General features: G+C 71.3%; 22 protein-coding genes. 11 read left to right on the top strand and 11 right to left on the bottom strand.

Features of this window, described 5'->3' with window-relative positions:
• From FHX71_RS11515 to FHX71_RS11495, 5 genes are all read right to left on the bottom strand, one after another.
• Complete coding sequence (locus FHX71_RS11515; RefSeq protein WP_182616331.1) at nt 1-831, bottom strand: carbohydrate ABC transporter permease; 831 nt, start codon at nt 829-831, stop codon at nt 1-3.
• Nucleotides 828-1,802, bottom strand: coding sequence for a carbohydrate ABC transporter permease (locus FHX71_RS11510; protein ID WP_182616329.1), 975 nt, complete (start codon nt 1,800-1,802; stop codon nt 828-830). Before FHX71_RS11510 ends, FHX71_RS11515 begins: the two co-directional genes overlap by 4 nt.
• An 18-nt stretch (nt 1,803-1,820) precedes the next feature.
• Nucleotides 1,821-3,182 (bottom strand): ABC transporter substrate-binding protein, encoded by a 1,362-nt coding sequence (locus FHX71_RS11505; RefSeq protein ID WP_182616327.1) that lies wholly within the window; start codon nt 3,180-3,182, stop codon nt 1,821-1,823.
• A 9-nt stretch (nt 3,183-3,191) separates the two neighbouring features.
• Nucleotides 3,192-4,184, bottom strand: a complete 993-nt coding sequence (locus FHX71_RS11500) for an alpha/beta hydrolase (protein WP_182616325.1) — start codon at nt 4,182-4,184, stop codon at nt 3,192-3,194.
• A gap of 383 nt (nt 4,185-4,567) precedes the next feature.
• A complete protein-coding gene (locus FHX71_RS11495; protein WP_182616323.1) occupies nt 4,568-4,918 on the bottom strand; it encodes a carboxymuconolactone decarboxylase family protein in 351 nt (116 codons plus the stop codon).
• A 131-nt stretch (nt 4,919-5,049) separates the two neighbouring features.
• On the opposite strand from FHX71_RS11495, the gene FHX71_RS11490 reads away from it, so the two are divergent.
• Genes FHX71_RS11490 through FHX71_RS11480 form a run of 3 tightly spaced genes read left to right on the top strand, consistent with a single transcriptional unit; the run spans nt 5,050 to nt 7,382 of the window.
• Entirely contained in the window at nt 5,050-5,937 is an 888-nt protein-coding gene (locus FHX71_RS11490; protein WP_182616321.1) for a helix-turn-helix transcriptional regulator, read from the top strand.
• A 2-nt stretch (nt 5,938-5,939) separates the two neighbouring features.
• Nucleotides 5,940-6,926, top strand: a complete 987-nt coding sequence (locus FHX71_RS11485) for an aldo/keto reductase (protein ID WP_182616319.1) — start codon at nt 5,940-5,942, stop codon at nt 6,924-6,926.
• A gap of 18 nt (nt 6,927-6,944) precedes the next feature.
• Entirely contained in the window at nt 6,945-7,382 is a 438-nt protein-coding gene (locus FHX71_RS11480) for a cupin domain-containing protein (protein WP_182616317.1), read from the top strand.
• A gap of 33 nt (nt 7,383-7,415) precedes the next feature.
• Here the strand turns inward: FHX71_RS11480 and FHX71_RS11475 are convergent, their stop codons facing one another.
• On the bottom strand, nt 7,416-10,298 hold the full coding sequence (locus tag FHX71_RS11475; protein ID WP_182616315.1) for a DUF8487 domain-containing protein: 2,883 nt from the start codon (nt 10,296-10,298) through the stop codon (nt 7,416-7,418).
• Nucleotides 10,299-10,438: 140 nt separating this feature from the next.
• Nucleotides 10,439-11,383 carry a helix-turn-helix domain-containing protein gene (locus FHX71_RS11470; protein WP_246402532.1) on the bottom strand — a complete coding sequence of 315 codons (945 nt, stop codon included), beginning with the start codon at nt 11,381-11,383 and terminating at the stop codon, nt 10,439-10,441.
• 71 nt (nt 11,384-11,454) lie between these two features.
• Here FHX71_RS11470 and FHX71_RS11465 point away from each other — a divergent pair, with 71 nt between their 5' ends.
• On the top strand, nt 11,455-11,820 hold the full coding sequence (locus FHX71_RS11465) for a nuclear transport factor 2 family protein (RefSeq protein WP_182616313.1): 366 nt from the start codon (nt 11,455-11,457) through the stop codon (nt 11,818-11,820).
• Nucleotides 11,821-11,862: 42 nt separating this feature from the next.
• Here the strand turns inward: FHX71_RS11465 and FHX71_RS11460 are convergent, their stop codons facing one another.
• The 3 genes from FHX71_RS11460 to FHX71_RS29735 all read right to left on the bottom strand — a co-directional run bounded on the left by FHX71_RS11460 (nt 11,863) and on the right by FHX71_RS29735 (nt 14,185).
• Nucleotides 11,863-12,810, bottom strand: a complete 948-nt coding sequence (locus FHX71_RS11460) for a phosphotransferase family protein (protein ID WP_182616310.1) — start codon at nt 12,808-12,810, stop codon at nt 11,863-11,865.
• Nucleotides 12,811-12,829: 19 nt separating this feature from the next.
• Nucleotides 12,830-13,144, bottom strand: a complete 315-nt coding sequence (locus FHX71_RS11455) for a hypothetical protein (protein WP_182616308.1) — start codon at nt 13,142-13,144, stop codon at nt 12,830-12,832.
• 111 nt (nt 13,145-13,255) lie between these two features.
• On the bottom strand, nt 13,256-14,185 hold the full coding sequence (locus FHX71_RS29735) for a cold-shock protein (RefSeq protein ID WP_182616306.1): 930 nt from the start codon (nt 14,183-14,185) through the stop codon (nt 13,256-13,258).
• Nucleotides 14,186-14,343: 158 nt separating this feature from the next.
• Here FHX71_RS29735 and FHX71_RS11445 point away from each other — a divergent pair, with 158 nt between their 5' ends.
• Nucleotides 14,344-14,625, top strand: a complete 282-nt coding sequence (locus FHX71_RS11445; protein ID WP_182616304.1) for a peptide methionine sulfoxide reductase — start codon at nt 14,344-14,346, stop codon at nt 14,623-14,625.
• Nucleotides 14,626-14,676: 51 nt separating this feature from the next.
• On the opposite strand, the gene FHX71_RS11440 is transcribed toward FHX71_RS11445, so the two are convergent.
• A complete protein-coding gene (locus FHX71_RS11440) occupies nt 14,677-15,411 on the bottom strand; it encodes a hypothetical protein (protein WP_182616302.1) in 735 nt (244 codons plus the stop codon).
• A 487-nt stretch (nt 15,412-15,898) separates the two neighbouring features.
• Here FHX71_RS11440 and FHX71_RS11435 point away from each other — a divergent pair, with 487 nt between their 5' ends.
• The 6 genes from FHX71_RS11435 (at nt 15,899) to FHX71_RS11410 (ending at nt 21,841) form a co-directional block, all read left to right on the top strand.
• On the top strand, nt 15,899-16,651 hold the full coding sequence (locus tag FHX71_RS11435) for a GntR family transcriptional regulator (protein ID WP_182616300.1): 753 nt from the start codon (nt 15,899-15,901) through the stop codon (nt 16,649-16,651).
• 78 nt (nt 16,652-16,729) lie between these two features.
• Nucleotides 16,730-17,965 (top strand): ABC transporter substrate-binding protein, encoded by a 1,236-nt coding sequence (locus FHX71_RS11430; protein ID WP_182616298.1) that lies wholly within the window; start codon nt 16,730-16,732, stop codon nt 17,963-17,965.
• A 3-nt stretch (nt 17,966-17,968) separates the two neighbouring features.
• Nucleotides 17,969-18,844 carry a carbohydrate ABC transporter permease gene (locus tag FHX71_RS11425; RefSeq protein WP_182616296.1) on the top strand — a complete coding sequence of 292 codons (876 nt, stop codon included), beginning with the start codon at nt 17,969-17,971 and terminating at the stop codon, nt 18,842-18,844.
• Entirely contained in the window at nt 18,841-19,683 is an 843-nt protein-coding gene (locus tag FHX71_RS11420) for a carbohydrate ABC transporter permease (protein ID WP_182616294.1), read from the top strand. The genes FHX71_RS11425 and FHX71_RS11420 overlap by 4 nt, the downstream gene beginning before the upstream one ends.
• Nucleotides 19,680-20,894: a mandelate racemase/muconate lactonizing enzyme family protein gene (locus tag FHX71_RS11415; protein ID WP_182616293.1), complete on the top strand. Its 1,215-nt coding sequence runs from the start codon at nt 19,680-19,682 to the stop codon at nt 20,892-20,894. The genes FHX71_RS11420 and FHX71_RS11415 overlap by 4 nt, the downstream gene beginning before the upstream one ends.
• Nucleotides 20,891-21,841 carry an aldo/keto reductase gene (locus tag FHX71_RS11410; RefSeq protein ID WP_182616291.1) on the top strand — a complete coding sequence of 317 codons (951 nt, stop codon included), beginning with the start codon at nt 20,891-20,893 and terminating at the stop codon, nt 21,839-21,841. The genes FHX71_RS11415 and FHX71_RS11410 overlap by 4 nt, the downstream gene beginning before the upstream one ends.

The raw sequence follows: 21,841 nt of genomic DNA, 5'->3' as shown, positions 1-21,841 counted from the left end.
CTACTTGACGGCGCCCTGAAGAAGGGCCTTCACGAAATGCCGCTGGAAGAACAGGAAAACCAGCAGCGAGGGGGCGATGATCAGCAATGAACCGGCGCACAACAATGCGATGTTCGTGCCGTGCTCACCCTGGAACGCGCCCAGGCCGCCGGCGACGGTACGCATGGTCGGGTCGTCGATGAGCACGAGCGGCAGCAGGTACTGGTTCCAGGTCGCGAGGAAGAACAGGATCGTGAGTGCCGACAGGGCGGGCACCGCGAGCGGCAGCTGGACCTGGCGGAAGATCTGCCACGGGGTGGCGCCGTCGAGCTCGGCGGCCTCGGTCAGCGCCGTCTCCACCCGGAGGAAGCTCGCCCGCATCCAGAACACCCCGAACGGCATGAGCAGCCCGATGAGCGGCAGGATGACGGCCCACCGCGTCCCGAGCAGCCCCATGTCGCGCAGGTTGTAGTAGAGCGGCGTGATGAGCGCCTCGAACGGCAGGGTCAGCCCGACGAGCAGCAGGGCGTTGACGAACCTGCCGCCGGGTACGTCGAGCTGCGCGAGCCCGTACCCGGCCGCGGCGGCCATGGCGACGGCGGCCGGCACGACGCCCAGCACGATCAGGACGCTCGACTCGAACAGCGCGAGGAAGTTCGCCGCCGTCCAGGCGTCGGCGAAGTTCTGCCACTGCGGGTCCTCCGGCCAGGCGAGCCCGGGTGGTGTGCTGTTCTGCGGTGCGAGCGCGGCCGTGAGCATGCTGAGCAGGGGCAGGACCGCGAACGCCATGAGCGCCACGAGGATGACGACCCGCGAGACGAGGCCGTGGCGGGTCGACGAGACGGTGTTCATTCGTGCCTCCCGAGTCGCTGGATGGGCCAGATGACGAGCAGGACGAGCGCCGCGAGGAAGACGGCGAGGGCCGAGGCCTGGCCGACCTGCTGCTCCAGGAAGGTGAGCCGGTAGATCTCCACGCCGGGCACCATCGTCTGGTAGCCCGGGCCGCCCTGGGTCGCGATCTGGACGACGTCGAAGCTGGCCAGTGCCGCGATCGTGCCGATGGTCGCGCAGACGGCGATCTCCCCGCGGAGCCCGGGAAGCGTGACCGCGAAGAACTCGGCGACGCGGCCCGCCCCGTCCAGGCGGGCCGCCTCGTAGAGCGACGGGTCGATCTTGCCGACGCCGGACAGCAGGAGCACCGTGCAGAAGCCGAACGACAGCCAGAAGCCGATGACCCCGACGGCCGGCAGCGCGAACGTGAAGTCGCCGAGCCACGCACGCGTCAGGGACTCCAGGCCGACCGCGCTCAGCGTCTGGTTGACGAGCCCGTCGGTGGAGAACATCCACGTCCACGCGATGCCGGCCGCCACCGGCGGCAGCACCTGGGGGACGAACAGCACGACCCGCGCCGTGGTGTTGAACGCCCCGATCCGGAGCTCCCGGATGAGGCTCGCGGCGACGAGCCCCAGGCTGACCGGGAGGACGGTGTAGAAGAAGATGAGGACGAACGCGTGGAGCACCGACCCGAGCAGCTCGGGCTCGGTGAAGATCGCCCGCCAGTTGTCCAGGCCCGCCGGCGTCGCCGGCCCGATGCCGTCCCACTCGTAGAACGAGAACTGCACGGACTGGCCCAGCGGGTACAGGACGAACACGCCGTACATGATCATCGCCGGCGCCACCCAGAGCAGGGCGCTCCACCGCCGTGCCGGACGTCGTCGTCGTCGAGCAGGATGCGGACCTGGTGGTGGCCCCGGGTCCGGCGTGCCCACGGTCGGGCGTCGTACCAGGTGGCCCGGCGGTCTGGTGCCTGCGTCGCGTGTCATGGTCTCACCCCCGGACATCTACTTCTCCGCCTCTTCGTAGTCTTTCTGGATCGCCGCGGAGAACTCGGCCGGTGAGGTCTTCCCGGCCACGAGCAGCTGGGTCTGCGGGATCAGGGTGTTCGCGTGCATGGACGCGGTCGAGTTCGACATGAAGTCGACCAGGCCGTCGCTCTCCAGCAGCATCTGGAACGACTCGACGGTGCCGGCGACGAGCGACCCGGGCTCGGAGTCCGGCAGGGACGCGTCCTCCGGCCCGCCGGGCGGCAGACCGAGCAGGTCGAGCGTGCTCTGGCGGGCGCCGTCGTCCGTCTGGATGAAGTCGAGGAACGCGGCCGCGGCGTCGGGCTGGTCCGACTTGGTGGGGATCGCCAGCACGCCGGCGGCGGTCATCGCGGTGAACGGCTCGCCGGCGTCGTCGGGCGGGAAGAGGAAGAAGCCGATCTCGCCCCCGCCCGCCTCCTGGAGGACGGGTGCCTGCCAGTTGCCGCTCGGGAAGAAGACGCCCTCACCCTCGGCGAACCTGGCGGGGGCCTGGGTCTGGTCGATGCTGTTGACGTCGTCCGGCAGGTATCCCTCGTCGCTCCAGCCCTGGAGCGTCGTGGCGGCGTCCACCAGGGCGGGCGTGTCGATGTCGGCGCCCGGCGTGTTGTAGTTCCAGTCCTGGACCACCTGGGTGCCGTCCGCGGCGTTCATCTGGAGGTTTTGCAGCGGGTACGCCAGGCCGCCGTCCTTGCCGTTGACCATCATCGGCAGCAGGCCGGCGTCCTTCGCCTTCCCCATGCTCTCCTCGAGGTCGCCGAGGGTGGCGGGCGGCTCGGACATGCCGATCTGCTCCGCGAGCGACTTGTTGTAGTAGACGCCCGTCAGCCCGAACCCGGGTCCGGCGCCGTACAGGTGCCCGGTGCCGCGCTGCCGCCCGTCGTCGCCCACGCGGGTGGAGGCGAACTGCGACTGCGGCCACGCGGTCCACCCGTACGCCTCGGCGTACGGGTCCAGGTTGGTCAGCAGCTTGTCCTCGACCAGGTTCCCGAAGGAGGCCAGCCGGACCAGGTCGGGCACCTCCGTGCCCGAGATCAGGCGGGGGACGTTCGTCGTCAGGCTGTTGAAGTCCTCGCCGGTCACCTGCACGGTTACGTTGGAGTGCTCGCCCTGGAAGGCTTCGCCGAGCGCCTCGTAGAGCGGCACGTCAGGGGTGGACACGAGCACGTCGAGGGTGACCGGCTCGTCGCCGATGCTCGTGCTCACGTCCGTCGGTGTGTCGGACAGCGGGCTCTGCGCGCCCGGGGCGCCGCAGGAGGCGAGGAGGGCCGTCAGGACGACGGGAAGGGCGATGTTCCGGCCCGGTCGAAGGCTTCGCCGGGGCAGGGTGGTGGTACGCATGACAGCTCCTCACGAATGGATGTCGGACGGTGTGCTGATCGCGAGACCCGCGCGGTCCGGATCGCGGTGGGCGAAGGCCCGGCGCAGCGCCGAGCCGGCCTTGTCCAGGGCGTCCGTCGCGTCCGGCATGACGCCGAGGTACTCGATGAACCCGTGGATCTGGCCCGGGTAGTCGTGGACCTCGACGGGGACGAGGTCCACGCGCAGGCGCGCGGCGTACTCGAGGGACTCGCCGCGCAGGATGTCGTGCTCGGCGGTGATGACGACGGCGGGGGAGACGCCGCGCAACGTCTCGGCGTGCAGCGGCGAGACGACGGGAGAGCGTCGCATCGGCCGGTCGGGGACGTAGGCGTCCCACAGGTAGGCGATCCGCTCGAACGCTGTCCTGCCGTAGTCGACCGTCCCCGCGAAGGTCGAGTACGACGTCACGAACCGGCGTTTGGCCGGGGTATCCATGATGCTGTCCAGGACCGGGTACACCAGCAGCTGCAGCGCCAGGTCGACCTGGGAGTCCCGCGCCCGGAGCGCGGCCGCCGCCGCGAGGTTGCCGCCGGCGCTGTCGCCCCCGACGGCGACCCCGGCGAAGTGTTCTCGTGCCCAGCCGACGGCGGCCCACGTGTCGTCGAACGCGGCGGGGAACGGGTGCTCGGGAGCGAGCCGGTAGTCGACCGTGAGCACGGCGCACCCGGCACGGTTGGCGATCGCTCGCGCGACGCCCTCGCAGCAGTCCAGGTCGCCGAGCATCCAGCCGCCGCCGTGCATCCAGACCAGGACGTCGTCCTCGTCGCCCCGCGGCCGGTAGAGCCTGGAGGGGACGCCGCCGGCCTCGACGGTCTCCACGTGGGCCACGGGCTCCAGCGGACCGCGGAACGCCAGGACGTGGCCCCGGGCCTGTCTCCGCAGCGCGGCGACGTCGCGACCCCAGTAGTTCGCCTGGGGTGTCAGGGAGTCGAGGTACCTCTTCACCTGCGCGCTGGGCACGGGTCTGATGGGTGTGGTCATGGGCTCCTCCTTGAGCTGGGTGGCCTGCGGTGTCGTGTCAGCAGGCAGGCAAGAGTGACCACTGCGGCGTGGTCCGTCGGCAGGGGTGGGGGATCTGCGGTCGGTCACCGCTTGGCCGGGAGGCTCACGGCATGGGGTCGATGGGTGCGGTGACGGTTCCGCCGGGCGAGGGTGACCACTACGCCGTGGTCCTTCCACCCGGCCGGGCGCGTGCTGCCGGGTGCAGCACCGCCCAATACCGACTGACTGGTCAGTCTGTTTTGTGATTATGAATGTAGCTCGCTGCCAGCCGCCTGTCCAAGCGGCCGGCAGCGGTGTAACCGTTTCGTGATCCTCGGGGGCCGGAGGCCCGGCACGGATGTCACCGCCCTGCCGGGACCAGGTCACTGATCCGAGCGGTCCGAGGCCTCCCTGTCGACGATGCTCTTCAGCACGTTCATCGCGCCCATGCCGTTGGGCCATCCGGCGTAGAAGGCGAGCTGCAGGAGGGCTTCCTTCAGCTCGTCGTCGGTGACGCCGTTCTGGCGGGCATAGCCGAGGTGGAACGCGAGCTGGTCGGTCTTGCCCAGCGCGGTCAGTGCCGCCACCGTCACGAGGCTGCGGTCCCGCTTGGAGAGGCCTTCGCGCTCCCAGACCTCGTCGAACAGGACCCTGTCGGTGTAGTGGACCATTCCGGGGGCGAAGTCACCGAAGGCGTTCTGGCCCCCGGTCCAGCCGGTGCTGCTCTCAGTCAAGGTCGTTTCCCCTCGCTCGTCGTTCTCTGGTCAAGCAATTCCAGCGCGGGTCCGGCGCTCGCGGGAGTCTCCGTCGAAGGGGGTACTGGCAGGGAATCCCTCGCGCCGGCTTCCCGCCGTACGTTGGATGCGTGGACAACAGGAACGAGGCACGCGAGTTCCTCATGTCGCGCCGCGCGAAGGTCAGCCCGGAGGAGGCCGGGATGGTCTTCTCGGGGAACCGGCGCGTGACGGGGCTCAGGCGGAGCGAGGTGGCGATGCTCGCGGACGTGAGCCCGGAGTACTACGCCAAGATCGAACGTGGACATCTGGCTGGTGTGTCCGACTCCGTCCTCGAGGCCGTCGCCCGCGCCCTCCAGCTCGACGACGCCGAGCGCGAGCACCTCTTCGACCTTGCCCGTGCCGCACACGGCGGCGTCGACCCGGTCCGCAAGCGGCAACCGAAGAAGTGGGTCGCGCGCGAGAGCCTCACGCGGGCGCTGGACGTCATCGACCGTGGGCCCGCGTTCGTGCGCAACGGCCGGATGGACGTGCTCGCGACCAACCCGCTCGGCCGGGCGTTCTACGACGAGGTCTTCGACGGACCCGGGCAGGGAAACCTCGCGCGGTACTGCTTCCTGGACGAGCGCGCCAAGGAGTTCTACCCGGACTGGGGGCCTGCGGCCGACGTCACGGTGTCGATCCTGCGCACCGAGGCCGGCCGGGACCCTCGGGACAAGCTGCTGCACGACCTGGTCGGGGAGCTGTCCACCCGCTCGGACGCGTTCCGCACCCGGTGGGGCACCCACGACGTCCGCCGCCACGGTTCCGGCACCAAGAACTTCCGCCACCACGAGGTCGGCGAGCTGACGTTGACGTACGAGGGCCTGGAGCTGACGGCTGAGCCGGGCCTGTCGTTCCTGATCTACACCGCCGAGCCCGGCTCGCCCAGCGAGGAGCGTCTGCGGTTGCTGGCCAGCCTCGCAGCCACCTCGACCCCGTCGCCCCTGAGCGGGCGCCCGACGACGACGAAGGACTGACCATGCACACCAGGAATCTCGGACAGGGCCTCGAAGTCTCGGCGATCGGGCTCGGTGCGATGGGCATGTCCCAGAGCTACGGCCCCAACCCCGGCGACCGCGACGACATGATCGCCGTGCTCCGCTCCGCCGTCGAGCTGGGCGTGACCTTCTTCGACACCGCCGAGGTGTACGGCCCCTACGACAACGAGGAGCTCGTCGGCGAGGCCCTCCAGCCGGTCCGCGACCAGGTCGTGATCGCCACCAAGTTCGGCTGGGACATCCGGGACGGCCAGAGCGTCGGGCTGGACAGCCGCCCCGAGCAGATCCGACGCGTTGCCGAGGCCTCCCTGCGCCGGCTCCGCACGGACACGATCGATCTGTTCTACCAGCACCGTGTCGACCCGGACGTGCCGATCGAGGACGTCGCAGGGACCGTCGGCGACCTGGTCGCCGAGGGCAAGGTCAAGCACTTCGGGCTGTCCGAGGCGTCCGCGTCCACGATCCGCGCCGCGCACGCCGTCCACCCCGTCACCGCGGTGCAGAGCGAGTACTCGTTGTGGACCCGGGACCCGGAGGCCGAGGTGCTTCCGACCCTGGCGGAGCTCGGCATCGGGTTCGTGCCGTTCAGCCCCCTCGGCAAGGGGTACCTCACCGGCACCGTCGACACGTCCACCAGCTTCGACGCGGGGGACATCCGTCACCGGGTCCCGCGCTTCGAGGCGGAGAACCTCGCCGCGAACCAGGCGCTCGTCGACCAGGTGAAGGACCTCGCGAAGGAGAAGGGTGCGGCGCCGGGGCAGATCGCCCTGGCCTGGCTGCTCGCGCAGCAGCCGTGGATCGTCCCGATCCCCGGCACCCGACGCGCCGCCCGTGTCCAGGAGAACGCCGCCGCGACGACCGTCGCGCTGTCCGCCGACGAGATCGCCGACCTGGATTCGCTGGCCCGCCGGATCGGCGTGCGTGGCGACCGTTACAACGCCCAGCACATGGGCTACGTCAACCGCTAGGAACAGAGGAAGAACACCATGCCCGACGGCCACTTCGACCAGATCTTCCCGCTCGGCGAGAAGAACGACGCCTACGCGCAGTACTTCATCGGACAGAGCTATCTGGCCCCGCTGGCGGGCGGGAGCGTCCCGGTCAGCAACGTCTCCTTCGAGCCGGGTTGCCGCAACAACTGGCACGTCCACCACGGCGGCGACGGGGGAGGCGACCAGATCCTGCTGTGCACGGCCGGCAGCGGCTGGTACCAGGCCGAGAACGAGGAGCCCGTGAGCCTGGAGCCCGGATCGGTGATCCGTGTCCCGGCGGGCACGAAGCACTGGCACGGGGCGAAGGCCGACTCGTGGTTCTCCCACGTCGCCCTCATCACGCCTGGCCCGGACGTGCGCAACGAATGGCTGGAACCGGTGACCGACGAGGTGTACGGAGAGCTGTCGAAGCGGCACGGACAGAAGGCGTGAGGTGCGCGCCCTCACGGCGCGCACCTCCTTGCCTCACCGCAGCAGGCTGCGCAGGGCGTCCGGCTCCAGGGACTCCTCGGGCGCGAAGTCGTCGCCGGCCAGGTAGCTCAGCAGGCTGTGCCGGAACTGGCGTGCCGCGGCGCGGTCTCCGGCGGGGTCCAGGTTGAGCGAGCTGACCATGACCCGCCCGCTCCCGACCTTCGCCTCCAGCAGGACACCCAGCCGCCTGGCCTCGAACCACGTGTCGATCGGCTGGGCGACGGGCCGGAGCCCGGCAGGGAGCTCGTCGAGCAGCATCGCCTTCGCGCCGTGCAGCACCTCCCACCACTGCCAGTCGGTGGTGCCACCCGTGGGGAAGTGGCGGAAGGCGGGGTGCTGCGGGTCGTGCAGGACGCCGAGGGTGTGCGGCGCCTGGCCCTTGGTCCAGGCGGTGTTCCAGAAGGCGGGCGTGAACCCGAGCGCGACGTCGTTCCCGATGCTGTCCGCCCCGAGCTCCAGCAGGACCGTGGCTCCGCCGGCGGCCCGCTCCGCGGCTTCCTCGACGTCGCTGGTGACGACCACCGACGCCGGGACGTCCACGCTCGCGGCGGCCGGGTAGACCCACAGGTCCCAGTCGTTCTCGTACCGGGCGCCCGCGGCGTCGTGCACCGTGACCGCCAGGGTGACCTGCGCGGGGCCGGCCGTCAGGCCGGCGGGCACGACGACCGGCCCGAGGCGTGTGCCGTTGCCGACGGCGATCGTCACGCCCTGGGCGACCGGGCCGCTCCCGAGCTCGGCGCCGTTCTGGTCGCGCAGGCTCCAGGTCACGTCCGCGTCGAGCGGCGCCGCGCCGAAGTGGGCCACCTGCACGTCGAACTCGATCTCCTGGTCGGCGGTCCACACGCGTCGCGGCAGCCGCGCCAGCGGGACGGTGGGGCCGCAGAACCGGGCGAACTCCTCGGCCGTGGAATAGCCCTTCGACTCCCAGAAGGGGTTGAGCACGCCCACGAGCGCCGTCCCCTGACCCGGGAAGTCGGTGAGCCCCAGCAGGTGGAAGCCACCGAAGCCCTCGGTGCGCAGCGCCGCCTCGATGTCCTCCTTGTAGCAGAGGAGCTGCAGCCGGCCCGAGGCCTGGAGGAACGCCCCGGCCTGGTCGGACATGCCGCCCTGCTCCAGGAAGTCGGCGAAGATGCCGAAGTTCCTGGGCTGCAGCAGCCCCGTGTACCGCGACACCTCGTCGAGGTCGGGGTAGGCGCACCACTGACCGATCTCGTGGCTGACGATCGGGCGCGGCCGGGACTCCACCCACTCCCGGTAGTCGGACCGCGTCTCCGGCGGCCGGCCGTTGAGCCGCGACTCCAGGCCCTCGCCCCAGCGGTGCGCTCGCGGGTCGGGGATGTTGTCGAAGTCGTTCTCGGTGATCGCGGGCCAGCCCGCCCCGCTGGTGTACAGCCGGCGCGGGTCGTAGGTGCGCCAGGCGGTGACCCACGAGGCGAGGAACTCCGCGTCCCGGCCGCCCGGCTCGTTGCCGTGCGCCATCATGACGAACGAGGGGTGGTTGCCGTAGGCGTCCAGGATGCGGCGGGTCTCGTCGAACAGGTACGCGTCCACCGGGCGCCCCTCGCCGAGCGCCGCGCCCTGGTTGGCCCAGACCGGGCCCTCGACCTGGAAGTAGAAGCCGGCCTCGTCCGCCGCGACGAAGGCGGCCTCCGGCGGGCACCAGGAGTGGAACCGCAGCAGGTTCAGGCCGTGCGCCCGGCACACGGCGATGATGCGGCGCCACGCATCGACGTCGGTCGGCGGGTAGCCCGTCAGCGGGAACACGCAGGACTCCAGGGTGCCGCGGACGAACGTGCGACGACCGTTGATCGTCACCTGGGTGCCCTCGACGCCCATCTCCCGGAGGCCGAAGACGGTACCGGCGGTGTCGCGGTGCTCGCGTCCGTCCACCTCGGTGACCAGCTCGACCGTCAGGTCGTAGAGGGCCGGCTGGAACTCGTCCCACGTCAGGGCGTCGTCGCCGAGCGGCAGGTCCACGTCCACGTGCGCGCCGCCCGCCGTCAGACCACGCTCGCCCAGGTCGCGGCTGTACTCGGCCTCGAAGCCGACGCTCACCGGCCCGGCCTCGTGCTCGCCGGGCACGTTGAACCGGCGCGCCGAGACCCGCACGCTGCCCTTCCCCGCGCCGGCGCCGCCGGCCGCGATGTCGACCCGGACCCGCGCGGACCGGGCGGCGACGTCGGGCAGGACGCGGACCCGGCTGATCCGCACCCGCGGCGTCGCCGTCAGGGACAGGGCGCCGATGACGCCGTTCCAGTTGCCCTGCGTGTGGTCGGAGATGCTGTGCGCGTTCGGGCCCACATCGACGACGGTCCGGTTGTCCACCCGGATCGTGAGCCGGTACCGGCCGGGGGAGAGGCGGCCGAGGTCGAAGCGGTGGGCCGTGGTCAGGCTGCGCTCGCTGCCGACCAGACGGTCGTCGAGCCAGACAGTGGACTCCCAGTGGACGCGTTCCAGGTGCAGGACGACGTCGCGCTCCTGCCAGCCGTCCGGGATCTCGACCTCCCGCTGGAACCAGGCGGCGCCGCGGTAGTAGACGCGGGGCTGCAGCCAGAACGGGACTGACACGTTGCCCGGCTCGCGGTAGGGCGCGTACCGGTCCTCGGTGAAGTACGAGCGGTCCACGATGCTGCCGGTCCACGGGGTGTCCACGCTCACCTCGTCGCCGAGGCCCTGGTGCTGGACCGAGCCCGGGAGGGTGAGCTCGGAGGGCTGGCCGGGCCGGCCCGGCTGGCCGGGCAGGCCGTGGCGGAACCACTGGTCGAGCTCGCCCGCGCCCTCCGGGTCGAGGGCGCAGTGCCACCGGCCGGACAGGTCGAGGGACGGGTGCGCGTCATGAGGCGTCTCTGCCTCGGGAGCGTGGGGATCGAGGAGCATGGGCAGGGTCCCTTCCAGGAGTGCGCGCAGCCTGTGGCGGCGCGACGGTGAGCCTGCCTCGACCCTAGGAGCGCCCCCGGGGGACCTGAAGGGACGATGCTCTGCACTACATGGACAGTCCTGTGGTCTGCCCGGCCGGGTCAGCGGCCCTTGCGCGCCCGGTACTCGCTGGGGCTGAGGGAGTGGATCTTCCGGAACTGGCGGGAGAAGTAGAGCGGGTCCGCGAACCCCACCTGCCGCGCGATCGAGCCGACCGTCCGGTCGGTGGTGTCCAGCAGCTCGCGCGCCGATGCCATGCGCAGGCGGGTCTGGTACTCCAGGACGCCGAACCCGGTGGCCCTGCGGAACAGCGCCGCGTAGTGGGACTGGCTCAGGCCGGCCATGGTCGCCAGCTCGGGGACGGAGACGCGCTCCGCGATGTTGGCGCGCAGAAACTCCAGCGTGGTCTCGATCGGCGCCGCCCGGTCCGGGGTGCTCATGCTCCGGTCGGCCGCGATCAGCGCCAGGGTGTGCCAGGCGGCCCCCGCCGCGGCGACCAGGCTCGACGCCGTCTCGTCGCGCTCCATGCGGCGCAGGACCGTGTCGACGAGGGCGACGACGCGCGACGGGTCGCGAAGCCGGACCACCGGCTGACGCGGGGTCGCGTCCATCGCCTCGAACAGCCCGCTCGTGGCGGGACCGGTCACGTGCAACCACCAGATCGTCCAGGGGTCCGACTGGTCGGCCCGGTAGCGGTGAGGAGTTCCGGCGGGGATGATCAGGGCGTCGCCGGCCTCGACCTGGTGGACCTCCTGGTGGACCCCGGACAGCATCGAGCAGGTGCCCGAGCCCGCACCGCAGATCATCACGATGTCCTGGGGCGCGCCCTGCGGCCTGGTCGTGCTGTGCCGTGCGGCACGGGGGAAGAACCCGGCGTCGGTCACGAGCAGCTGCGAGGTCGCCGGCTGGGTCCGCGCGTGGGCCACCAGGGGCTGGGGCAGCACTCGCATGCGCTGCCCGGGGAAGCCCTCGCCGAGCTCCGGCGCCGATCCGTCGTGCGGGTGCCGCATCGTGGTTTCGTCCATACGTCCGGCGGGGTCGAGCATTCTCAGAGCCTAACCACGGCGGGGAGCTGCCGCGGCCCCTGGGGGCAGGTCCGGGTGCATAAACTCGGGCGATGAGCCTTCTTGCCGCGGAGCATGCATTGCAAGCCGCCCAGCGTGCCGGCGACGTCGACGCCCTGGACGCGTTGCTGCACCCTCGGTGCGTCGGCACCGGCCCGGACGGGTCCGTCTTCTCCAAGGAGGACGACCTGGAGAGCTACCGCTCGGGTCTGCTGCGGATCACCCGCCTGGAGGAGGAGTCGCTGGACGTCCAGGAGGACGCGTCCAGCGGGGTGACACGGCTGGTCGCCGCCGTGGAGGCGGTCCAGGGCGGCACCGCGGTCTCCGCGCGGCTGGTCTACACGCGCCTCTGGGTGCGTGCGGACGACGGGTGGCAGGTGCTGGCTGCCACGCTCGCGCCGGTCACTGAGCCTGCCTAGCTGAGTGGCGCGGCGTCGGCCGGCCGCGACCGGGCGTCGCGGTCAGCCGAGGCGCCGTAGTGCTTGTCCGACGGCGACCTCGACGCGAGCCGTCATGCCCGACACGTCGACCGGGCGGCGGCCCGCGACCTGGCGGGAGATCGACCGCGGTCCGTCGTCGTCGTGGTGCAGGAGGCTGTACAGGTCCCACCACGGGTGGAGCGGGACGCCCGCGACCGACTCGTAGAGAGTGCGGAGCTCCTCCGCCCAGTCGGGTGAGCAGAGGGCGGCCAGGTACCGCCGGCACTGCCCGACGTCGATGGCGCGAGACCCCCGGTGGATGCTGTTCCAGTCGGTGAGCCCGGTGATCTGCCTGCGCGACCACAGCAGGTTGACGGGCAGGTAGTCGCAGTGCAGGAAGACGGCGTCGTCATCAGGCGGTGGTGACTCCATGGCGGCGAAGGCGGCCTTCCAGACCGCAGGGTCCTGCGCGCCGGTCGGAACCCGGAACTCGCCGAGAGGCGTGATCCATGAGTCTTCCCAGGCCCGGAAGGTCGGGGCCGGGAGGTCGACGGAATGGAGCCGGGCAGCGAACTCGGCGATCCTCTCGATCCACGGCCGGCGCTCCGCCGGGTCGAGATAAACGTGGCCGGGCAGCCGTGTCATCAGCAACGACGGCGCTCCGCGGGTGGCGGCGCCGTCGACGTCGGCGGCCAGGATCGCCGGGACCGGAAGCCCGCTGCCTGCCACCACCCCGAGGTTGGCGATCTCCTGCTCCAGGGCGGTCCGCAGCGCGATGCTTCTCGCCGGGTACTGCCGCAGCACCACGGGGGTCCGCGTGCCGTGTCGCTCGACCGTCAGGCGGTGGACGGCGGAGTTGACGCCGCCGGTCAGCCGGCGGTGGCCGACGACGCGGCTACCTCGACCCAGGGCGGCGGCCGCCCACTCCAGGGTCTCGGCGGAGGGCCGACGTCGGAAGAACTCGTTCTCGCGCCAGTCGCCGTCGGCCATCAGAGGTCAGGCCGAGGCGTCACGACCTGTTGCCGGGCGCGTGGCCGCTGGCTAGCTCGTGGGCCTCCGCGGCCAGCTCGGACCAGTCCTCGGTGTCGGCGATCGTCACCCAGCGGGCCTTGAGCTCGGGGTCCTGCCGGAGAAGCTCCGCGATGCCGCGCTCGATGAGATCGTCGGCGCGGCCCTCGGGCAGGCGGACGGCGAGCGCGTCGCCCTCGAGGAAAGCGAACCGTGTCAGGCGGACGAAGAGAGCACCTTCGCGGGCGGTGACGTCGAGGTCGGGATCTTGTTCGAGGGCAGTCCTGAGAGCTTCGTACCGGTCGTTCCTGGTCATCGTGCAGCCTCCTGTCGTGCGCCTACGAGTGGGAGCAGGCGTCGCGCACCGTCGATCTCAAGAACGGTAGCCGTTCGTGCGGGTTCGCGCGGCGCTGCTCCCACTCAGGGCTCACAGCAGCTCGACGCCGTCGGCCTGTGGGCCGCGGTCGCTCTGACGCACCTTGTAGCGGACCCGGTCACCCTTCTCCAGGATCTCGTCGCCGCGCACGACCGACACGTGCACGAACAGGTCCTCGCCCCCGGCGTCGGGGGTGATGAAGCCGAAACCGCGGTCCGCGTCGTAACGCGAGACGGTGCCCTGACCGCCGCGTACCGGTCCGCCGGATGCCGCGGGACGGCTCGGCCGGCCGCGGTCCGTGGCCGGGCGCGCACTCCCGGAGCCGCGCACGAGCTGCACGTTGCGGGCGTTCGGACCCTTGTCGCCGTCGACGACGTCGAACGTCACGCGTGCGCCCTCGGCGAGCTCTGTCAGACCCCGGCCGAGCGCGCTGACGTGGACGAAGATGTCCTCGCCGCCCGCGTCGGGGGCGACGAACCCGAAGCCCTTGGTGTCGTCGTACCAGGACACCGTGCCGTCCGCGCCGTCGGATGCCGACGGCGCAGCCGCCGCCCCGAGCGGCAGCAGGTGGTCCGCTTGCGGCCCCTTCTCTCCGTCGACGACGAGGAACGCCACGCGCTGCCCCTCCGAGATCACACCGCCCCCGACGATGGCCGAGCTGTGCACGAAGATCTCGGCGCGGCCGCCCTCGGGCGTGACGAAGCCGTAGCCCTTGGCCGGCTCGTACCAGGTGACGGTGCCGAGCACGCCCATGGGCGCGTCGGCGGCCCGGTCGCCCGTGACGACGACGCGGCGCGCCATCGGGCCACGATCACCCTCGCCCACCTCGAACTCGACGGCCTGCCCCTCGCGGAGCTGCTTCGGTCCGTCGTCGCCGACGATCTCGGACGCGTGCACGAACAGGTCCTCCGCCTCGTTCCCGAGGTCGATGAAACCGAACCCTCGGTCGGCGTCGAACCATCGGACAGTTCCCTGGGGCACCTAAGACTCCTCATGTTGCAGACATTGCTGTGGTCCAGTGTCCCTGACAGAACCCGGACGTGTGGACCAGCCGTCCCGGGAACAAGCCGTCGGCGCGGCCAGGTTGAGGCGGATGTGCCCCGGTTTCGGGGCCGCCACGCTGCGAGAGGGGTGAGCACATGGGCGAGTCACGTGACGACGACGGGCTGGACGTGCTGATCGGGGCGATACCCGAGGGCTGGTCGCGTGCGCGGGTTGCTGGGCAGACGTGGGGAGTGACGCGCACGACACGTGCCGGTGGCAAGGTCGTCTCGTTCGAGGCGGAACGGCTCGGCGACGGCGAGGGGCTTGGCGCGAACATCTGGTTCACGGCGGACGGCGCCGTGCTCAAGCCGTGCGAGGTGCCGGCGGAGAGCGTGATGGAGTTCCTTCGTTCCGCGGTCTCGACCGCGGAACGGTGAGGAACCGCCGCGCCGCCGCGCTCCACGACGCCGCCGTCGGCGTCGGAGGACCTACCTGCCGCGAGCCGGCGTGAGCTGGTCGAGGATGGCGAGTGCGACGGGCTTGTACTGGGCGTAGCGGTAGGGGTACGCCGAGACCTCGACGGCCTGGGCGGCCGCCCCCTTGTGCAGGTTCTTCCACCCGTCGATGTCGAGCAGGCCGCGCGGCGAACCGTTGTTCGGGCCGTTCGGACCGCCGAAGAAGGCGGCAGCCTGGTACTCCGGTTGCATGAGCTCCTTGACGCTTCCCCAGCCGGAGGCCGGGCGCATCTGGAACAGTCCGAGGCTGTCGAAGTCCTGGCCGACGCCGTCGTGGGGGTGCTTGACCGAGGCGGGGTAGGCACCGGGGTTGGCCAGCATCTGCAGGTGCGACTCGGTCAGCGAGGCCATGAGCGCGACGACGATCCCGTCCCGTCCGACGCCCTTGGTGCGAGAGCCCACGGAGATGATGGTGGCGGCGTGGCGCAGCTGGTTCCGGTCCAGGGACACCGGTATGCCGTCGACGGTCTTCGCGGTGAGCCCGGTGGGCAGGTGCTGCACCGTCGCTCGGTTGCTGCTGCGGTCGGCGCGGTCGCGGCCGTGGCCGGCACTGCGGTCGCGGCGGTCACGGTCGCCGTCACGGCTGTCGGCGCGGTCGGGGTCCTGGCCTGTTTCGTCGGCGGCGCCGGTCGAGGGTGCGGAGAGGGCGTAGGTGATCGGGGCGGTGACCGGGCCGAACAGGAGGACTGTGAGGAGGAATGTCGCCACGATGCGCTTCAGGGGGATCGGAGGGAGAGCGGGGAGTCGCAGGAGGTTGAGCTGCTGGGGGATGGGCATGGCTGGGAGCACCGGGCAACGATGCACTGACACATGGAGACAAGTTGTGAGGCGAACGTGTGAGTAGGTGGCCGCTGTGGTGCGATCGCGGCAGGCCGTCCGAAGTCGTACCGACCGGGGCAGTACCGGGCGAGACCGGGCCTCGCGCCAGGGTGCCGGCCGTTCCATCGAGGCCCGATAAGCCCAAGGAGCCGGGACCCCCGATCCCCATGCCGGAGGTCCCAGCTCCTGCCCGAACAAGGGCCCAGACCCCTCGCTCGGGTCCCGGCCCGGGTGTCCCCGGGTCTCTGCCCTGCCGGGAGCCTACGCGGGTGGTGGGGTCCGGGTATGACCGCAGGGCGGGTGAAATGGCCGACCGATGCGCCACGGGCCGCCGCCTGGCCCAACCTGTCACTACAGGTTGGTTAGGGTGCTTCACATGGCCAACCCTGTCGCGATCGACCGCACCTCACCGCTCCCGCTGTACTGGCAGCTCAAGGCCAGGATCGTCCGGGACATCGAGGAGCGTGGACTGGAGCCGGGCGCCCGGCTGCCCGGTGACCACGAGCTGTGCGACCAGTACGGGGTCTCCCGCACCGTCGTCCGGCAGGCGCTGCGCGAGCTCGAGGTCGAGGGCGTGATCCGGCGGGAGAAGGGCCGCGGCACGTTCGTCGCCGACCGGCGCACCGCGCGCGGTTTCGGTCATGCGCTCGTCGGGACGTTCGAGGACATCCAGTCGTCCGGCCGGCAGGAGTCGACGGTCCTGCGCCGCGAGGTCGTGGACGCCACCGCCGTCGTCGCGCGTGACCTGGCGCTGGCGGACGGTGAACGGGTCGTGGAGATCGAGCGGCTGCGCCTGGTCGACGGTGAGCCGTGGGCGCTCACGTCGACGCAGCTTCCGCGCGACGTCGGCGAGCCGCTGCTCGACGTGGACCTGCGGAACGTGTCGATCTACGGGGTGCTCGAGCGGGAGTTCGGCGTCCAGTTCGACCGGGCGGAGCGGACGGTGGAGGCCGAGATCGTCGACGAGGCGGTGGCTGAGGTGCTCGGGATCGCCGCCGGCTCGGCGGTGCTCGTGATGCACAGCGTCTCCTTCGACCCGACGGGGCGGCCCATCGAGCGGTTCACGGGCATCCACCGCGGCGACCGCAACCGGCTGGACATCGAGGTGACCCGCTCGACGGCAGGTTGACATCCTGTAATTACATGTGGACGATGTCGGAGTCCGCCTCGACCGACGAGGCGGGCTTGCCCGACATTGGAGTTGCGCATGGCAATGAAGCCTCGTTCAGCGGCCGTCGCCGGCATCGCGGGGGCGCTGGTGCTCGGCCTGGCCGGGACCGTGGTCCACAGCGTGGTGACCGGATCGCGTGAGTCGACCACCTCGGTCGAGTGGTGGGTGCCGGACTGGGACTACGACGCGGCCGTCGAGATCGTCGCGCAGTTCGAGTCGCGCAACCCCGACGTCCAGGTGGACCTCGTCAAGACCACGGGCGACACCGTGGCCAACCGCACGGCCGTCGCCCTCGACTCGGGGAACGTGCCGGACGTCATCACCGAGTCCATCGCGCGCGTCCCGAACTACGTCGCCAAGGGCCAGCTCGCCGACCTCGGCGGCCTGTACGGCGACGCGCTCCCCGCGGAGGACTTCGCACCCGGCCTGGTCGACTCCCTGACCTTCGACGGGTCCGTCTACGCGGTGCCGTACCGGTGGGGGACCAACGCCCTGATCTACAACCCGGAGCTGTTCGCCGCGGCCGGCATCACGGAGCCGCCCGCCACCTGGGACGAGTTCGTCGCGGACGCGGAGCGGCTCACCTCCGGCGACGTCGTCGCCACGGCCTGGCCCATGTCCGGCGACCCGAGCGACCTCACGCTCCGCTTCCTCGACTTCGCCGTCTCCGACGGCGCGACCATCGACCACGGCACGCCCGAGCTCACCGAGCAGTCCGTCACCTCCGCCCTGGAGCTGATGGGGGAGTCGGTCACCGACGGCTGGGCGAGCCGGAGCTCCTTCGAGCTGGACAACACCGGCATCCGCGAGCTGTTCCTCCAGGGCCGCATCGCGATGTACCCGGGCGGCGTCTTCGACGTGACCGAGGCCCTCGCGCAGGACGCCCCGGTCGCCACGGCCGTGCTCCCGGGCCCGGACGGGCCGGGGACGGCGCAGGGCGTGGGCTGGGCTTACCTCGTCCCGCAGGCCTCGGACAACCAGGAACGCGCCGAGCGGCTGGTGCGGTTCCTGGCCGAGCCGGAGAACATGGCGGCGCTGACCCAGACGTTCCCCGCCCGGCTCAGCGCGTCCGACGACCCCAGGTTCCAGACGCCCGAACGGCTCGCGTACACCGAGCAGCTCGCCGAGCACAGCGTGCCCGCCGCGAACGACCCCGCGTGGAACGCGTCGGTGCAGGCGGTGCACGACCAGATCCAGGAGGTCGCGCTCGGCCGCAAGACGGTCGCCCAGGCGGCCGAACAGATCATGACGCTGGCCGAGGGAGACGAGTAACCCATGACCGCACTGACACCAGCGGTGCCGCGTCGCCGCACCGGCGGGCCGCACCCGGTCGCGCTCATGCTGCCGGCCGCGCTCCTGACGGCCGTCCTCATGGTGATCCCCATCGGCTCGACGCTCGTCCGCGTCGTCGCGGACCGCGGCGAAGGCCTGGCGCGCATGCTCGACATCCCGAACTTCGGGACCGTCATGCTCAACACGCTGGTCTGGACGCTCGCCTCCGTCGTCGGGGCGCTGCTGATCGGCTACGCGGGCGCCGTGCTCTTCCAGTCGAAGTCGCTCCGTCTCACCGGCATGTGGCGCAGCCTCGTCATGGTGCCCTGGATCATCCCGGGCGTCGTCGGCGCCACCGTGTGGCGCTGGACCCTGTCGACCGACTACGGCGTGCTCAACCAGGCGCTGCTCGACCTCGGCGTGATCGCCGAGCCGGTGCGCTGGCTGTCCGACCCCGACGTGGTGCTGATCGCCGTCGCGCTGGTCCAGGTCTGGGTCACGGCACCGTTCGTCGTGCTCATGGTCTCGGCCGCCCTGGCCGGCATCCCCGAGGAACGCTACGAGGCGGCACGGCTCGACGGCGCCGGCTCGTGGCAGGTGTTCTGGTACGTCGTCCTGCCCGCGATCCGGACCACCACCGGGATCGTCGTCCTGACCCTGGCGATCTGGGCCCTGAACTCGTTCACCATCATCTGGGTCATGACCAGCGGCGGGCCCGCCGGCTCCTCGACCATCCTGCCGATCCTGCTCTACCAGGCCTTCCAGAACGGGGACCAGAGCCTCGTGGCGGCCGTCGCCCTGCTGCAGGTCGCCATCGGCGGCGTGTTCGCCTTCTTCTTCGCCCGCACCATGCGCACCGACCTGGAGGACCAGTCATGAGCGCCCGACCGACCCGACGCCTGCTCACCGGAACCGGGACCTGGGTCCTGCTCGCCGTGCTCATGACGTGGACCCTCGCGCCGATCGCGGTGATGGTGTTCACCTCGTTCAAGGCGCGCGAGGACGTGTTCCAGGTCCCGGCCCGGCTGCTGCCGTCGACCTGGACGCTGGAGAACTACGCCACCGTGTTCACCGCGTCCACGATGCCGCAGGCCCTGCTGAACTCGGTCGTCGTCGGCGTGCTGGTGGCGCTGGCCACCCTGGTGTTCTGCTTCTCCGCCGGGTACGCCATGGCCAGGTTCCGCTTCCGCTCGGCGCGTCCGCTGGCGCTGTTCATCCTGCTCGGCCAGGTGGTGCCCCTGACCGTGATCCTGCTTCCGCTCTACCAGATGGTGACGGCGGCCAACCTGCTCGACTCGACGACCGGGGTGGCGTTCGCGCACCTCGCGATCACCGTCCCGCTGGTCACCTGGATGGTCCGCAACCAGGTCGCGGCCATCCCGATCGAGCTGGAGGAGGCCGTGCGGATCGACGGCGGCTCCCGGTTCGACGCCGTCTCGTACGTGACGCTCCCGGTCTGCGCGCCGGGGCTCGTCGCGGCGGGGATGTTCGCGTTCCTCCAGTCGTGGCACGAGTTCCTGTTCGCCTCCGTGCTGACCACGTCGTCCGACGCGCGCACCGCGCCCGTCACCCTCACGGAGTTCGCCACGGAGTTCGACGTCGACTGGGGCGCGACCATGGCCGCGTCGGTGGTGCTCACCGTGCCGATCGTCATCGCGTTCGTCGCGCTGCAGCGCTACTTCGTGGGCGGCCTGACGGGAGGCGCGGTCAAGGGATGAGGATCATCGACATCCGGGCCGCGCGGATCGGCCGCAGCCCCGTCATCCGGGTCCTGACCGACGAGGGGCTCGACGGGCTCGCCGAGATCGAGCACTCCAAGCCGTACGTGACGCAGACCCTCGGTCTCTACCGTGAGCTGCTGGTCGGGCAGGACCCCACCCAGGTCGAGCGCTGCATGATGCGCATCCGCCGCCTGGGCGGGTTCAAGCCGTGGGGCGCCGTCGTCTCCGCGATCGAGATCGCGCTGTGGGACCTCGCGGCCCGCTCCCTCGACGTGCCGGTCCACCGCCTCCTCGGCGGAAAGACCCGCGACCGCATCCGGGTCTACAACGGCGGCATCCGCGTGCCGCTGAACAACCACACGCCCGAGGACTACGCCGCCTCGATGCAGCACATGGTCGACTCGCCCGAGGGCTTCTCGCTGTTCAAGGAGGGCGTGGGCCTGCACGGCTTCATGGCGCCCCACGTGCCCGACTTCATGTACAACGACCTGCGCACGGGCCCGCTGCACCCCAACCGCGGGCCGCTCACCCCGGGCGCCATCAGCCACGTCGTGGACTGCGTGGCCGCCATGAAGGACGTGCTCGGCCCGAACCGCCGCCTGGCCCTGGACATGGGACCCGGGTGGACGGTGCCGGACGCCATCACCACGCTCAACCGGCTCGAACCCTTCGACCTGGCCTGGGCGGAGGACGTGCTCACCGGCGACTTCGTGCCCTGGGTCGACGCCCCCCGCTACCGCGAGCTGACCCAGGCGACCCGCGTGCCCACCCACACGGGCGAGCAGATCTACCTGCGGCACGGCTTCCGGGAGCTCGTCGAGACCAACGCGGTGCGCGTCATCGGGCCGGACCCGGGCGACGTCGGCGGCCTGGCCGAGCTCAAGTGGATCGCCGAGTACGCCGACCTGTACGGGGTGCAGATCGCACCGCACGGCGTCAGCAACGGGCTGCTGGGCCTGGCCGCCCTGATCCAGGTCTCGGCGACCCTGCCCGACAACCTCATCGCCTTCGAGTACCCGACCGCCATGGACCCGTGGTGGTACGACATCGTGCAGGGCCTGCCCGACCCGATCGTCCGCGACGGCTTCGTGACCGTCGGGGACGGGCCGGGGCTCGGCGTCGAGCTGGACCGGGAGGCCGCGCGCCGGCACCTCGAACCCGGCGCCGAGAACTTCTTCGACTGGCCGACAGACAAGGAACTTCGATGACCTGGAACGACCGCCCGCTGGGCACCACCGGACTGCGCGTCACACCGCTGACCGTCGGGGGAGCGCCGCTGGGCTCGATGCCCAAGAACTTCGGCTACGACGTCAGCGAGGACCAGGGCGTCGCCACCGCCCGGGCGGCGCTGGCCGGCCCGATCCGCGCGCTGGACACGTCGTCGGCGTACAGCGCGGGGGAGTCCGAACGACGCATCGGCATCGCCCTGCGCGAGCTCGGCGGCCTCTCGGACGGCTACCTCCTGTCCACGAAGATCTCCCGCGACCTGACCACCGGGGACTTCAGTGGCGCCGAGATGCGCCGGTCCATCGCCGGCAGCCTGGAGCGGCTCGGCCTGGAGCAGGTCCCGCTCGTCTACCTGCACGACCCCGAGAACACCACCTTCGAGGCCGCGACCGCCCCGGGTGGACCCCTCGACGTGCTGCGCGAGCTCAAGGACTCCGGGGTGGCCCGGGCCATCGGCGTCGCGGGCGGCCCCACCGACCTCATGGCGCGCTACCTCGGCACCGGCCACTTCGACGTGCTGCTCACCCACAACCGCTGGACCCTGGTCAACCGCAACGCCGGCCCCCTGATCGACCTCGCCGTCGACCGCGGGGTGGGGGTCGTGAACGCCGCCGTGCTCGGCGGCGGCATCCTCGCCACCGGGACCCAGGGCAGCGACCGGTACGCCTACCGGCCCGCCGCGCCCGAGGTGCTCGACGCCGTCCGCCGGATCGAGGACGTCGCGACCCGGGCCGGCGTACCCCTGTCGACCCTCGCCACGCAGTTCTCCACGCGCGACCCGCGGATCGCCACGACCGTCGTCGGCGTCTCCCGGCCCGAGCGCATCGAGCAGGGCGTCACCGCCGTGACCACGCCCGTCGAACCCGGCGTGTTCGACGAGATCGACGCCATCGCGGCTTCGATCCCGACCGACCTTCTTCCTGCCTGA

The sequence above is a fragment of the Promicromonospora sukumoe genome (assembly GCF_014137995.1).
GTDB lineage: Bacteria > Actinomycetota > Actinomycetes > Actinomycetales > Cellulomonadaceae > Promicromonospora > Promicromonospora sukumoe.
The sequence above is the reverse complement of the archived record's forward strand: the minus strand, read 5'-3'. Positions and strand labels throughout refer to the sequence as shown.